Annotated in this window: 14 protein-coding genes; 5 read left to right on the top strand and 9 right to left on the bottom strand. The window is 39.0% G+C overall.

Annotation, left to right across the window (positions count from 1 at the left end; all coding sequences use genetic code 11):
- The first annotated feature begins 63 nt into the window (after positions 1-63).
- Positions 64-663 (top strand): porin family protein, encoded by a 600-nt coding sequence (locus ABIB30_RS15995; protein ID WP_354303673.1) that lies wholly within the window; start codon positions 64-66, stop codon positions 661-663.
- Positions 664-804: 141 nt separating this feature from the next.
- Positions 805-1,083, top strand: a complete 279-nt coding sequence (locus ABIB30_RS15990) for a hypothetical protein (RefSeq protein ID WP_354303671.1) — start codon at positions 805-807, stop codon at positions 1,081-1,083.
- Here ABIB30_RS15990 and ABIB30_RS15985 read toward each other — a convergent pair.
- The 3 genes from ABIB30_RS15985 to ABIB30_RS15975 form a co-directional block, all read right to left on the bottom strand.
- A complete protein-coding gene (locus ABIB30_RS15985; RefSeq protein WP_354303669.1) occupies positions 1,080-2,000 on the bottom strand; it encodes a YihY/virulence factor BrkB family protein in 921 nt (306 codons plus the stop codon). The two genes, ABIB30_RS15990 and ABIB30_RS15985, sit on opposite strands and share 4 nt — an antisense overlap.
- A gap of 451 nt (positions 2,001-2,451) precedes the next feature.
- A complete protein-coding gene (hppD, locus tag ABIB30_RS15980; RefSeq protein ID WP_354303667.1) occupies positions 2,452-3,579 on the bottom strand; it encodes a 4-hydroxyphenylpyruvate dioxygenase in 1,128 nt (375 codons plus the stop codon).
- Positions 3,580-3,637: 58 nt separating this feature from the next.
- Positions 3,638-4,804: a homogentisate 1,2-dioxygenase gene (locus tag ABIB30_RS15975; protein ID WP_354303665.1), complete on the bottom strand. Its 1,167-nt coding sequence runs from the start codon at positions 4,802-4,804 to the stop codon at positions 3,638-3,640.
- Positions 4,805-5,150: 346 nt separating this feature from the next.
- Here ABIB30_RS15975 and ABIB30_RS15970 point away from each other — a divergent pair, with 346 nt between their 5' ends.
- Together ABIB30_RS15970 and ABIB30_RS15965 are read left to right on the top strand one after the other, a co-directional pair.
- Positions 5,151-6,146 (top strand): fumarylacetoacetate hydrolase family protein, encoded by a 996-nt coding sequence (locus ABIB30_RS15970; protein ID WP_354303663.1) that lies wholly within the window; start codon positions 5,151-5,153, stop codon positions 6,144-6,146.
- On the top strand, positions 6,146-7,039 hold the full coding sequence (locus ABIB30_RS15965; protein WP_354303661.1) for a flavin reductase family protein: 894 nt from the start codon (positions 6,146-6,148) through the stop codon (positions 7,037-7,039). Before ABIB30_RS15970 ends, ABIB30_RS15965 begins: the two co-directional genes overlap by 1 nt.
- 15 nt (positions 7,040-7,054) lie before the next feature.
- Here the strand turns inward: ABIB30_RS15965 and ABIB30_RS15960 are convergent, their stop codons facing one another.
- The 6 genes from ABIB30_RS15960 to ABIB30_RS15935 form a co-directional block, all read right to left on the bottom strand.
- A complete protein-coding gene (locus ABIB30_RS15960; RefSeq protein ID WP_183869511.1) occupies positions 7,055-7,558 on the bottom strand; it encodes a C40 family peptidase in 504 nt (167 codons plus the stop codon).
- Between the two features lie 137 nt (positions 7,559-7,695).
- Positions 7,696-8,397 carry an SDR family oxidoreductase gene (locus tag ABIB30_RS15955; protein ID WP_354303658.1) on the bottom strand — a complete coding sequence of 234 codons (702 nt, stop codon included), beginning with the start codon at positions 8,395-8,397 and terminating at the stop codon, positions 7,696-7,698.
- 2 nt (positions 8,398-8,399) lie between these two features.
- Positions 8,400-10,184, bottom strand: a complete 1,785-nt coding sequence (locus tag ABIB30_RS15950; RefSeq protein ID WP_354303656.1) for an aromatic amino acid hydroxylase — start codon at positions 10,182-10,184, stop codon at positions 8,400-8,402.
- An 85-nt stretch (positions 10,185-10,269) separates the two neighbouring features.
- Positions 10,270-10,749 (bottom strand): GtrA family protein, encoded by a 480-nt coding sequence (locus ABIB30_RS15945; protein WP_354303654.1) that lies wholly within the window; start codon positions 10,747-10,749, stop codon positions 10,270-10,272.
- Between the two features lie 71 nt (positions 10,750-10,820).
- Positions 10,821-11,510, bottom strand: a complete 690-nt coding sequence (locus tag ABIB30_RS15940; protein ID WP_354303652.1) for a CAP domain-containing protein — start codon at positions 11,508-11,510, stop codon at positions 10,821-10,823.
- Positions 11,511-11,641: 131 nt separating this feature from the next.
- Positions 11,642-13,129 (bottom strand): glycine--tRNA ligase, encoded by a 1,488-nt coding sequence (locus ABIB30_RS15935; protein WP_354303650.1) that lies wholly within the window; start codon positions 13,127-13,129, stop codon positions 11,642-11,644.
- 108 nt (positions 13,130-13,237) lie between these two features.
- Here ABIB30_RS15935 and ABIB30_RS15930 point away from each other — a divergent pair, with 108 nt between their 5' ends.
- The gene (locus ABIB30_RS15930) at positions 13,238-13,945 is read left to right on the top strand and encodes an ATP-binding cassette domain-containing protein (RefSeq protein ID WP_354303648.1); all 708 of its coding nucleotides are present in this window, start codon (positions 13,238-13,240) and stop codon (positions 13,943-13,945) included.
- The last annotated feature ends 60 nt before the right edge of the window (positions 13,946-14,005 follow it).

Raw genomic sequence — 14,005 nt, 5'->3', positions numbered from 1 at the left:
TACTCCGTATAAAAGCCCTATTGTGCTTGATTACCTTTAAAAATAACAAACAAATAAAAACTTATGAAAAAAATTGTTCTATTCTCATTGTTTATCTGCTTTAGCGCAGTAGCTTTTGGCCAGATACTGCCATCTTTTCAATTTGGTGTTAAAGGAGGAGCGAATCTTTCTAAATTAAGCAGTCACAATACATTTAGCAGTGATAACTCAGCAGGTTATTATGCAGGTGTGTGGGCCAGAATCGGAGCAGCGGGCATACATTTTCAACCAGAGCTTTATTTGTCAGGTAAAAACACGACAATGGTGAGCAATGATCCTGCATTTGCTGGTCAGGAAAACAAGGTTAAATTTACAAGTCTTGACGTACCTTTATTGATTGGTACTAAAATCGGTGCTGCTGGTATTGGATTACGTTTAAATACAGGGCCTGTAGTGTCATTTATTTTAGATGATAAACAATCTTTCGGTGCTGCTACAACAAATATCTTTAGTGGTGACTTCAAAAAACAAGCTGTTGCATGGCAGTTTGGTGCTGGTTTAGACATTGGTAAAATAGGCGTAGACCTTAGATATGAAGCTGGTATTACCAAATTAGGGAAACAAAACTATGACGGCCAGAGATTAAACTTATTTACTTTAGGACTGGCACTTAAACTTTTTTAAGCACTGAATTTCCATAGTAAAACGATTAGCAAAGCTTTAAAGTTAAGCTGTGTGAAAAAGGAGTAAACGGATCGCGTTTACTCCTTTTTTTTGGCGTTAAATTTGCTGGAATAATTTTCCCTAACCTTAAATTCTTACGCTATGAGTATCAAAGAGTTATTATTGAATGGAACCAGCTTTTTATTGCTGATGAAAGAGTATGCTATCGATATCGCCGATATTAAAATAAAGGACGAAGAGGTGATTGCTGTACAGTTTTTACAACACCCCGAGGTTTCTAAAGAGAGCATTTGTATTGAAGGCAAAAATAAAGATGGGATTATCAATTTTTTTGGTACACTTCATTATAATCTTCTGAACAAATTAGCTGTATTTGAAATGCAGGGATTTGAGCGGACTGCTTTGCAGGAACTGACTTAAGATGGCTTTAAAACTTCTTTTATTTCATAATTAAACGCTCCTTTAATGGGGCGTATTGGAGTTTCTTTGGCGTCACTCAGCACTTTTACAAAACAAGCTCCGAAATAGAAAATGAAAGAAGAATAAAATACAAAAAGCATGATCAGCACAATTGAGCCGGATGCACCATATATATTGCCGATGTTACTCATTGGCAAGGCAATACGTAGAATATATTTCCCAAATGTGAAAAGGATACCAGTCAGAATACCACCCCTGATTGAAGATTTCCAGGTCGGTCTTCCGCTGGTTAGAAAACGGAATAAAACGCTGAACCAGGTCGTTACTATCGCAACAAACAGCAATTGATTTAAGAGCATCAGGAATACCCTTCCAAAAGTAGGAGAGGCTGTATTGATATAAACACCAATGAAGGCCTGGACGCTGTCTGTGAGCAGGCCTATAGAGAATAGTAAACCTGCCAGCAGAATAATAACCATAGATCTTGCCCTTATTTTAAGCTTAAACAGAAAACTTGTATGCTCTTTCATCCCGATAGACCAGATCTGATCCATGGAATTTTTGATGACTGCAAAAAGTGTGGTCGCAACAAAAAGGAAAAATACAAAACTCAGCAGTGTAGCATACCATTTATGATCCATTCCCCTGATATTTCTTAACGTCTGTCTGATTTGCTGAGTACTGCTGTCATCCAGTATAGTTCCAAGACGCTCAAAAATCCGGTTTACCATGGTCTTACGGTCAATGAAAAAACCAAATAATCTAATCAGGATCAATAAAATGGGGGGTAAAGCAAAATTGGCAAAAAAAGCGGTTGCTCCAGCTAATCTTAGCGGATCATTCTTTTGAAAGAGTTTAAATGCTTTCCGGAAATGCACTGTGAAAATTTGGATTCTCTGGATAGTAATATTAAACATGCCTTTCTGATTGCCGGTGAAGCCCGAAAGTAATTAAATTTTCCGAATGGAAGGGTAGAAAAAAACAACTTTACCAGGGAAATCCCGCGGGAGACTTAAAGGTCATCCCACGGGTTATACCTGGTTTTTGTAAACAATTTAGCTAAACACACCACATAATTAACTAAACAACACACCCTATAGTCATAAGTCTATAGAATTAATAAGCTTACAGGTTATACATAACCATTTAAAGCTCAATAAGTTTGAAAATTAAACCAATAAAATTCATTAAGGGTTTAAAGTACTGACTGATCAAACGTGCAGAAGGGGTAATACCCCTATGCAAAAAAATCATCTTTTTATAAAAAACAAGTGTTAACAAGATGGCTTAACGTTCGCTACCCCCTCAGACAGCGGAACGCGGCCAATCAATAACACCTGTTTTTTATACGATTTGAAGAGTAATCAATTAAAGATTACCTCTTAATTCCTGTTCGCGTTCTAAGGATTCAAACAAAGCCTTAAAGTTTCCTGCACCAAAAGATTGCGCACCTTTTCTCTGAATAATCTCGAAGAATAAAGTTGGACGGTCCTGAACAGGTTTAGTGAAAATCTGAAGTAAATAACCTTCTTCATCATGATCAACCAAAATGCCCAGTTCCTGTAAAGGCGCGATGTCTTCATCGATTTTACCAACACGTTCCAGTAAAGTATCATAATAAGCCTTTGGCGGCGGACTCAAAAACTCTACCCCGCGTGCTTTCATTGCTCTTACAGTTTGAATAACATCATGCGTAGCTACAGCAATATGCTGAACACCTTCACCATTGTAAAACTCCAGATACTCTTCAATTTGTGATTTCTTTTTACCTTCAGCAGGCTCATTGATCGGGAATTTCACGTAACCATTCTTGTTGCTCATCACTTTACTCATTAAAGCAGAGTATTCAGTGTTGATCTGTTTATCATCAAATGAAAGGATATTTCTGAAGCCCATTACATCTTCATACCACTTCACAGCCTCGTTCATTCTATTCCAGCCTACATTTCCAACACAGTGATCAATATATAAAAGACCAGTATTTCCTGGCTGATAACCACCTTCTACAGCAACAAAACCAGGCATGAATGCGCCTGTATAGTTTTTGCGTTCTACAAATAGATGGACAGTTTCACCATAAGTATAGATACCCGCAGTACGGACTTCACCAAATTCATCTGTTAAAGTTTGTGGCTCCTGGTAAGAAACTGCACCACGTTTGATAGTCTCTTCATACGATTTATAGGCGTCATCTACCCATAATGCAAGTATCTTAACCCCATCACCATGTGTTTTAATATGTTCTGCAATTACGCCTTCCGAACCCATAGGGGTAGTCAGGACTAACCTTATTTTTCCTTGTTGTAATACATAGGAAGCTCTATCTCTCAGGCCGGTTTCCGGGCCTGCATACGCCACAGTCTCGAACCCAAAGGCTGTTTTATAAAAGTGTGCAGATTGTTTTGCATTACCTACATAAAGCTCTAAATGGTCTGTACCATTAAGTGGCAGGAAATCAAGCACTTCTGTGTCTTTTTCTACAACTAGTGTTTGCATGTCTTTGTCTTTTTATTTAATTAAAAAAATTATTCAGGTATAATAAGTTAGTTTTTGATTATTCTACATTGATTTGCCAGCTCTTGTGGTAATTCTCATCCTCAATCGCCAATGCATCCTCAGTGAGCATTAATGGACGGAAAGGATCAATCATAACCGCAAGTTCTTCTGTACTCTCTTTGCCGATTGATTTCTCTACTGTACCAGGGTGTGGTCCATGAGGAATACCTCCCGGATGGAGTGTAATCTGACCTTTAACGACACTTTTTCTGCTCATAAAGTCACCATCTACATAATAAAGCACCTCATCACTGTCTACATTACTGTGGTTATAAGGGGCAGGAATAGATAAAGGATGGTAATCAAATTTGCGCGGTACAAAAGAGCAGATCACGAAATTATGACCTTCAAACGTTTGATGCACAGGTGGCGGCTGATGAAGACGTCCGGTAATCGGCTCGAAATCATGAATAGAGAAAGCCCATGGGTAATGGAAACCATCCCAGCCTACAAAATCAAAAGGATGTGTACCATAAGTATAAGGGTACATTAAACCTTGTTTTTTGATCAATACTTTAAAATCACCGAATTCATCTATTGTTTCCAGATCTGCTGGTCTTCTGATATCACGCTCGCAATACGGAGAATGTTCCATCAGCTGGCCATATTCATTTCTGTAACGTTTTGGAGACCTTACCGGGCTGAAACTTTCTACGATAAATAAGCGGTTCTTTTCATCATCAAATTCCATCTGGTAGATAGTACCACGGGGTATAACCAGGTAATCACCATAAGCAAAACGAATCTTTCCAAAGCCTGTTTTTAACGTTCCTGTTCCCTGGTGAATAAAAATTATTTCATCTGCCTGACTGTTTTTATAGAAATAATCGGTCATGGATTTTCTTGGGGCAGCGAGAGAAATGTGCAAGTCGCTGTTAACCAGTACAGGTTTTCTGCTTTTCAGATAATCGTCTTCAGGAGCAACGTTAAAACCGATCAGGGAGGTATGTTTTAAATGTTTCTCCCTGGCAATTTTAGGTTCTACAGAATAAGGTTCTCCGAGCGCTTTAACGATCGTTGGCGGATGACAGTGATAGACAAGCGAATACAGGCTCGAAAATCCTTCGGTGGATACCAGTTCCTCTGCATAAAGTTCACCATCTGGTTTTCTAAAAACCGTGTGTCTTTTAGGGGGAATGGTTCCTAAGGTATGATAAATAGGCATATCTATAGGTTATAATTGGTTGAAATGTAGGATGAATAAAAAACGTGAGAACGTTTAATATGCGATAGCTTTAGAAAAAAGCTTAAATGGAGTATTGTGCAAAAATGAGCTTAGAGAGCATAGCATACCTGAATCCGGCCAGTACTTGGCTGGCAATACGATCCTGATATTTTAATTTGCGCTTTGTCATTGTTGCGAAGGCTAAATTAAGAATTATATTGTTAGCTATCAAATTTATGCCATATAATCTATTGTCATTTATTTCACAGGCTTTTGTTCATTGTGGCCTAAATTCTCTAGCTTTGAAGCGCTGTACTATACATTGTGCTACCAAACATAAAACTATATGAAATTAGTATCCTACAAAACAGAAGACAGAGAACACCTTGGTGTTTTCATCAGCGGACATATCTATAATCTGAATTCATGCGATAAGCAGATCCCAAATGATATGAACGAGTTTTTAAAAGATTCCGAAGTACTGATGGAACGCGCATTAGCGATTGATGCCAAAATTAAGTCAGGTGAAATCGAACCTAAAGAAGAAGCTTTTTATGAAGTTGTAGCGCCAGTTCCGCATCCAAGCTCTTGCAGAGACGGTTATGCTTTTCGTCAGCACGTTGCTGCCGCACGCAGAAACCGTAAAGTAGACATGATTCCAGAATTTGATCAGTACCCTATATTCTATTTTACCAACCATAACGCAATTCAGGGACCTGGAGAAATTGAATGTATGCCTGACCATTTCCAGAAACTTGATTTTGAACTGGAAGTGGCAGTGGTTATTGGTAAAAAAGGAAGAAATATCAAAGCTGCTGAAGCAGATGCTTATATCGCAGGATATATGATTATGAATGACATGAGCGCCAGAACGTTGCAGATGGAAGAAATGTTATTGAATCTGGGCCCGGCAAAAGGAAAAGACTTTTCTACGGTTATTGGACCATGGTTAGTGACTCCGGATGAATTGGAAGAATATAAAACTGCCCCTAAAGCAGGTCATATTGGTAACAGCTATAACCTGGAAATGACATGTACAGTGAACGGAAAACAAGTTTCGGCAGGCAATACAGCTGATATGGACTGGACATTTGCTGAAATTATTGAGCGTTGTGCTTATGGTGTGGATATTTTACCAGGCGATGTGATCGGTTCAGGTACGGTAGGTACTGGTTGCTTCCTGGAATTGAATGGTACTGGTTTGTTCAATGATCCGAACTTTAAACCACAGTGGTTACAGGATGGTGATGTGGTAGAGATGGAAATTACTGGTCTTGGCCGTTTAAGCAATACCATCCGTAAAGTGGATACTGATTTTTCTATTCTAGCCCTTAAAAAATAATGCTGACAGTTAAAACTTCAGATTTGAGTCCGGCGCAACTGCAAAACTACTTGCAATATGCAGTTGCGCCAAGACCTATATGCTTTGCTACCACGATTGATAAGGAAGGAAATATCAACTTAAGCCCTTTTAGTTTCTTCAACATGTTCAGCACCAATCCACCACTGTGTGTGTTCTCACCGGCGAGAAGGGTACGTGACAATACCACTAAACATACGCTTGAAAATATCCTGGAAGTTAAAGAATGCGTGATTAATATTGTGAATTATCCAATGGTTCAGCAAACCAGCCTGGCGAGTACCGAATATGCAAAGGGGATTAATGAGTTTGAAAAAGCTGGTTTTACCATGCTTCCTTCGCAACTGGTAAAGCCACCACGTGTTGCTGAAGCTCCTGTTCAGATGGAATGTATCGTAACTGAGGTAATTCATCTTGGAGATAATCCTGGCGCCGGAAATCTGATCCTGGCTGAAATAAAACTGATTCACATCAAAGAAGAGATTCTGGATGAAGATGGTAAAATTGATCAGGCGAAAATAGATCTGGTAGCCCGTTTAGGGGGAGATTGGTATTGCCGGGTAACGGCAGATAATCTATTTAAAGTTGCAAAACCATTAACCACATTAGGTATTGGTATTGATGCTTTGCCTCATGGTGTAAGAAATTCTTATGTATTGAGTGGTAACGATCTTGGGATGCTGGGGAATATAGAAAAAGTCCCTTCAGAAGAAGAAATTGACCTGATCAGAAATCATCCTGCTGTTAAAGAGGTATTGGATGCTACTATAGGCGATGGAGTAAACCGTCAGCGTGAATTACATGAACTCGCTAAAGAAATGTTAAGCAGGGGCGAAGTGCCTGATGCTTTGAAAGTAGTTTTGCTGGAAAGCTAAAAGTATAGTAGATTATTATAGAATACTAACTGCTCTCATCAGACGGCTTTTGTAATAAGGGTTAAGTGTGGTAACGGTTACACCATGTGCTTTACCAGAAGTAGAATGGATGAACTTAATCGTATCTCCTTCAATGTCTGCAATAATGCCAACGTGTCCCACCACACGCTTTCTTGGGTTTGTTCCGGTGAAAATAAGTACATCACCGACCTTTGCATTTTCCAGTTTAACCGGAGTTCCTGCCTGATTGAATTCGGTAGAAGAACGCGGAACATTTACCCCGAAGTTATGAAATACATAACTCACAAAACCTGAGCAATCAAATCCGGTAGCCGGGTTACTTGATGCATATCTGTAAGGAATTCCGATGAGTGTTTTTGCAAAACCGATCAATTGATCAGAGGTCTTATTGGCAACCATTTTTTTGAGTAATTCCTGATACTTAACAGGAATTGTCTGCGACTTGCCGGAAGCGGCAAAAAGAACTACGAAGCAGAATAATAACAGGCTTTTCTTCATATATCGTCCGCTAAGTTATTAAAATAATTCACAAAGCAATAAAAAAAGAGACCCCGTTATATTTCCGACGTGAGTTCCCTCTATAAAGGCCTGATGTCAGAAATATAACGGGGGTCTTTTTTTATTCCCTTAAAAAACTAAGGAGTAGTTACTGCTACAGGTAGTACCTTTCCATTGAAAAACTTATGACCAGTTTTTGCAAAATCAGCTACATATTTACCCATTTCAAAAGCCATTACAGGAGATTGATAACCTGGGAAAGCTTGTTCCAGCATTTCCGTTTGTGCCGACCCTAAAGCCAGGCAATTCACCTTGATACCGGTATCAGCCAATTCAAAGGCCAAACACTCCGTTAACGTATGTAGTGCACCTTTACTTGAAGAATATGCCGCAAGTCCGGAGAATTTAACACTTCCCTGAAAACCACCCATACTTCCTATATTCACAATATGACTTCCACTATGCATCAATGGCAGTAAATTCTGGATCATATTGAAATGACCAGTGACATTACTTTGAAACATTTCATTTAAATCTTCTGCAGAAAGCTCTAAAAATGGTTTATTAATCAATGCACCCGCATTATTGATCAGAATATCCACCGTGCCTAGTCTTTCTTTCAAAAAAGGGACTAAAGCCGCGTAATCATCGTTTACGATATCAAATTCAACTGGCAACAAAGTGCAGTCCGGATTGATACCTTTGGCGATTTCTAATAATTTTCTCAGTTTATCGGCAGATCTGGCAATACAAACTACCTTATTTTCTGTTTGTAACGTAAATTCTAAAGCAGCTTCGAAACCGATTCCGCTGCTTGCTCCTGTTAATACAATATTCATGTTTAGTCTTCTTCCGTAATTAATTGTGTAACAGGATTCTCTATTACATGTAAGCCATCCTGAATCAGTTTTTGATGTTGTGGTTCAGCAGATGCTTTGGTTTCCAGGTAAACCCTTATTTCGTGTTCCAGGTCATGACCCGTTTGGTTATAGTGTGCTATTTCCAGGATCTCCAAAGCACAAAGCCAATCCTGAGGATAAGCCGTCTTTAAATTCTCAAATAAAGCAGGTAAGCGCTCTTCACCAGTACCTTCTTCTCTGATTTGTCTTACTGCCCTGTAAATAGCGTGTAGTTGATTCGTAACCTCATCGTAAACAACCTTTTCAGTTTGTTTTTCACTGATATAAGTGATTTCCTCATAAGCATCTTTATCGGCAGCGCCATTAAATACAGAAACAATTGTGTTTCCGACAGCCATATCATAAGTGCCCCATTCTGGCTGGAAAAGAATATTTCCATTTTGTTCTTTAACTGTACAGTCTTCAAAAGCAATCAGAATTACCTGACCTTCGTGTTTGTAAACAGCTTTGACAACCCCATTTACCTGGATACCACTTTCAAAAATAAGCTCGGTCGTATTTCCTTCGATAATTCCAAAAGCGAAAAGCTCATCACTGCCAAAGTTTTCAAGCGGCAAAGACTTATCTTTAAGCTTACCTACCGGCGATGAAAAACCATCCTTATGGTAAGCTTTGCCATGGCCATCCATTTGGGTGTTCGCTACCGAAAGCGCAGATGGACCTGTAGTTTTTATAAAAGTAGGTTCTCCAGCGTCATTTATTCCCATATCACTAAATACACCGGTTACCTGCAGACCTGAACTATAAACTGCCGTTGCCGGATTTTTAGAATCCATCGCTTTGCGTATACTTTCAGCACCACCTTTTCTAAAGGCCATTGTATTGGCAAATTGTTCTAGCACATCAATCAGATTCTGAAAGGTTTCTGTAACAAAAAGCTGTGGCTGTGTTTTGGTAATATCGTACGAATAATTAAGCGTATCTATAGTGTAAGGAAGTTTTTTAACATTTTCTGTCATACAGCTTGAACTTTCCCCAATCGAAGAAAGCAGGCCGGCGCCATATATTTTAGGAGCAGTCAAACTGCCGATTAAACCGTATTCTACGGTCCACCAATGCAGTCTGCTCAATAAAGCCATTTCTGAGGGTTCACCCATATTGGCTGAAATCTCCTGTAGCTGCTCTTCAGCTTTAGTAATCTCAAATTCTGGAACATCTACTGCTTCTTTCAAAATCGATAAAGCACGGATAGCCTCGTATAATTCAAAATCTTTTGCTGAAAACATAGCCTTAGCCCCAATAGAGCCAATATAACTCAGGTAACTATTGTAATCAGCATCCGCTATAATAGGCGCATGACCAGCCGACTCATGGATAATATCCGGAGCTGGAGTATATTCAATATGGTTAATTTGGCGGATATCTGCAGCAATAACCAGTACATGGTAAGCCTGGTATTCCATGAATGCCGCAGGTGGAATGAACCCATCTACAGTAACTGCACCCCAGCCTAATTTACCCAGGTTATCATTCATTGTCTGCAAATCCGGGATATATTCAATGCTTAGTCCCGCGCGTTGTAAACCTTTGATATATGGATAATAGGCAACATCTTTTAAATAACTGTAATTCTGACGCATTACATAACGCCATACCGCCTGATCAACAGGCGTATATTTAGCATAGTTCTGATCTACGATAAATTGCCTAAGATGCTTCGGGAGCTGGGCTACCCGGGGGTTGTTAAAGTCATTAAAATCGCTCATTGCCTTTTGTATTTGTGTTTGTCTAAAGATAAGGTTGACTATACGATTTATCAAGAAAACCGTGACCCTTTTACTTCTAAATGATTTATTGTTTTACCTTGAAAGAAAAGTGCTTTTGACTAAAATAACTAAATACAGCAAGAATGACTGTACAGATAATCTTGGCAACTGTTGGATAAAGGTGAAAGGTTTCTACCAGTAATTTCAGCATCGCAAAATTGAGCAGGATATTCGTTGCTACGACAGTACCGTATCGGAATAACTGAACTCGTCCTTTTAGCTTTGACTGTGTGAATACCAGGTATTTATTCAGAGAAAACCCAATAATGAAAGTAATAACAGACTCAATAATCAGGGCAGCAACAGGAGCTGTAATCATGCCTGGAGGAAAAGGCAGATCTACGTGTTGCTGGTGAAGAATAAAATTATAGACTATATAATAAACGATAATCCCTGTTGCGGCAGTCGTTCCACCAGAAATAATATATCTGAAAGTGTGAGGAGATACCCAACGTGAAAAAGGAGGATAAAAAAAGTCTATAAATCTGAGTACGGCTTTACGCATGTGGGTTTAGAAATGTATAATAGGGGGGCAATTTATGAATTGATATCCGATATCGAAAATAACAGCTCATATTAACGGGTTGCAGGTTCGGAAATAAAATCAATGACTGCACAATATTTGTATCCTGGATGTGAACTGATATTGACACCAACGAGACTTAAATTATAACTTGTCCCTAAAATTGTTTTCCGGTGTCCAAGATCCGGAACATTCTTGTCCAATAATAACATGCAGACATTTGCCAGTCCTTTAGAGAAGCCAAAAGCAAGGTTTTCTGAAACGGCCCTTCCTGGATAATATTTCCAGATCCGGTCTGATACCGATCTGCCGTCACTGGAGTTATGCCCGGCCAGGTTGTGTTTTTTCATGTCTTTGGCATGTTGCTGTGAAATCCAGGTCAGTGTTTCATCCGGGCTGAACAGGGTCAGGCCCTTTATCGTTTTCAGATCCTTTTCCAAACCTCTGTAGTATTTGTCTTTACGATTGACTTTCAGCTCCTCATAATTCCTGTATTGCTGCATGTCTACGTTATAGGCTTGTACAAAGTCCTGGAAATAAGTATTAAAAAACTTTTCTCCGTCAGTACGTGCCAGGTTCATATAAAAGATGATTTTCTTTTCTTCATCATTGAGGTAACTCGTGTTTTTAGCGGTATTGGCATTTTCGAGTTCTTCAGGTGTCCAGATTTTTGCAGAAGACTGCGCTTTTATAGCATAGGTGCTGAAAAAAAATAGAAGGAATGCTATAGAGATGAATTTCATGTTAAGGTAAACGTCAGGAAGATGAATTTAATTATCTCTGACTAACAATAATGAAACCAGTTTAGAGAAATGGGAAAATAAAAAGGCCTGCTTTTATTGAGCAGGCCCTTATATTTAATACTGTAATCTTGTTAAGATTGTCTCAACAGGTTTTTCCAGCTTACTTTGTTTGCAATTAACTCTTCCAGATCTTTGATGTCAATTCTTTGCTGCTCCATACTGTCACGGTGACGAATAGTTACTGTATCGTCTTCCAATGTCTGGTGATCAATAGTGATACAGAAAGGTGTACCGATGGCATCTTGTCTGCGGTAACGTTTTCCGATTGAATCTTTCTCTTCGTAAACGACATTGTAATCCAGTTTCAGGTTATCCATGATCGTTTTCGCTTTCTCTGGCAAACCATCTTTTTTAGTTAATGGTAAGATTGCTGCTTTAATTGGAGCAAGACAAGGGTGTAAGTGAAGAACGATACGGCTGTCAGTTTTTTCACCTTCGCTTAGATCCTGTTCTTCAAAAGCACCGATCATAGTCAATAAGAACATACGGTCTAAACCGATGGAAGTTTCAATTACGTATGGGATGTAGTTACCATATGGCTTACCTTCTGCATTCAGGTCATTGTCGAAATATTGCATTTTCTTACCAGAAAACTCCTGGTGCTGCGTTAAATCGAAATCTGTACGGCTGTGGATACCTTCAACTTCTTTGAAACCAAATGGGAATTCAAATTCAATATCTGTTGCTGCATTTGCATAGTGGGCAAGTTTAGCATGGTCGTGGTATTTATATTTCGCAGGGTCTGTACCTAAAGCAGTATGCCATTTAAGACGTGCTTCTTTCCAGTATTCAAACCATTTCATTTCTTCACCCGGACGTACAAAGAATTGCATCTCCATTTGTTCAAATTCACGCATACGCATGATGAACTGACGTGCAATTACTTCATTTCTGAAGGCTTTACCGATTTGAGCAATACCAAAAGGGATTTTCATTCTTCCTGATTTCTGAACATTCAGGAAGTTTACAAAAATACCTTGTGCAGTTTCAGGACGTAAATAAACTTCTTCAGCACCTTCGGCCATTGCACCAAACTGTGTACTGAACATCAGGTTAAACTGACGTACATCAGTCCAGTTTTTTGTTCCGCTTACAGGGCAGGCAATTTCATGTTCTTCGATCAGCACTTTAAGCTGTGGCAGGTTTTCAGCTTTAAGGGCTTCATCCATATCAGCCTGTAATTTTGCTGCTTTATCTGTTTTACCGTCTTTTTCATAACGGGTAATTTTATCTTCTAATAACTGGTCTGCGCGGTAACGTTTATTCGAATCCTTGTTATCGATCATTGGATCACTGAACCCATCTACGTGACCACTGGCTTTCCATACTTTCGGGTGCATAAAAATTGCAGAATCAATTCCTACGATATTTTCATGCATCTGAACCATTGATTTCCACCAATATGTTTTGATATTGTTTTTTAGTTCAGCCCCTAACTGACCATAATCATAAACGGCACTTAAGCCATCATAAATTTCGCTGCTTTGAAATACGAAACCATATTCCTTGGCGTGGGAGATCACATTTTTAAATTGTTCGTCGTTATTCGTTTTGGCCATAATACTGCAAATATAGAATTTGGAGGGTAATTTTACCTTATATTAAATACGAATTATTACTTTTGAATTGATAGTTATCAGCTATCAATCACAATTAAAATTAGCCCATTGAGTATAAAGGTAGAAGGACTGTCCAAAATATACGGTCAGCAAAAAGCAGTAGACAGTATCAGTTTCCAGGCTTCGCCGGGTAAAATACTTGGTTTTCTAGGGCCAAATGGTGCGGGTAAGTCTACAACGATGCGTATGTTGACAGGCTATTTGAAGCCAACTTCTGGAAAATCCAGTCTGGGTGGTTTTGATTCGCAGCTTCAGAGTTTGGAAATGCGTCGTATTCTAGGCTATTTACCGGAAAATACACCTTTATATACGGATATGTATGTGCGCGAGTTTCTGACTTTTGTAGCGGATACTTATCAGTTTTCTCAAACGGGGGCAAAAGTAAGGGATGTAATTGAAAGGGTAGGTCTGGGAGAGGAACAGCATAAAAAGATTGCCATGTTGAGTAAGGGCTATAAACAGCGTGTAGGGTTAGCGCAGGCTATTATTCATGATCCTCAGTTATTAATTCTGGATGAGCCTACTACGGGATTGGATCCTAATCAATTGACTGATATCCGGGAACTGATCAGAAATTTGGGCAGGGATAAGACTGTAGTGCTTTCAACGCACATTATGCAGGAGGTTGAAGCGCTTTGTGAGCAGGTTGTAATTATCAATAAAGGAAAAATTGTAGCAGATTCCTCATTAATTGAGCTGAAAAGCCAACATAAAACTGACTCTTTAGAGGAATTGTTCAGGCTTTTAACTATTTGATATATAGCTTTTTAATAAACTTATTTAGGTTTGGCAGACTTTTTGTTTAATCCAGTAAGG

Origin of the sequence: Pedobacter sp. UYP1, from assembly GCF_040547305.1 — a bacterium.
Lineage (GTDB): Bacteria > Bacteroidota > Bacteroidia > Sphingobacteriales > Sphingobacteriaceae > Pedobacter.
Note: the sequence above shows the minus strand (reverse complement) of the source record. Positions and strands in the feature narration are given on the sequence as shown.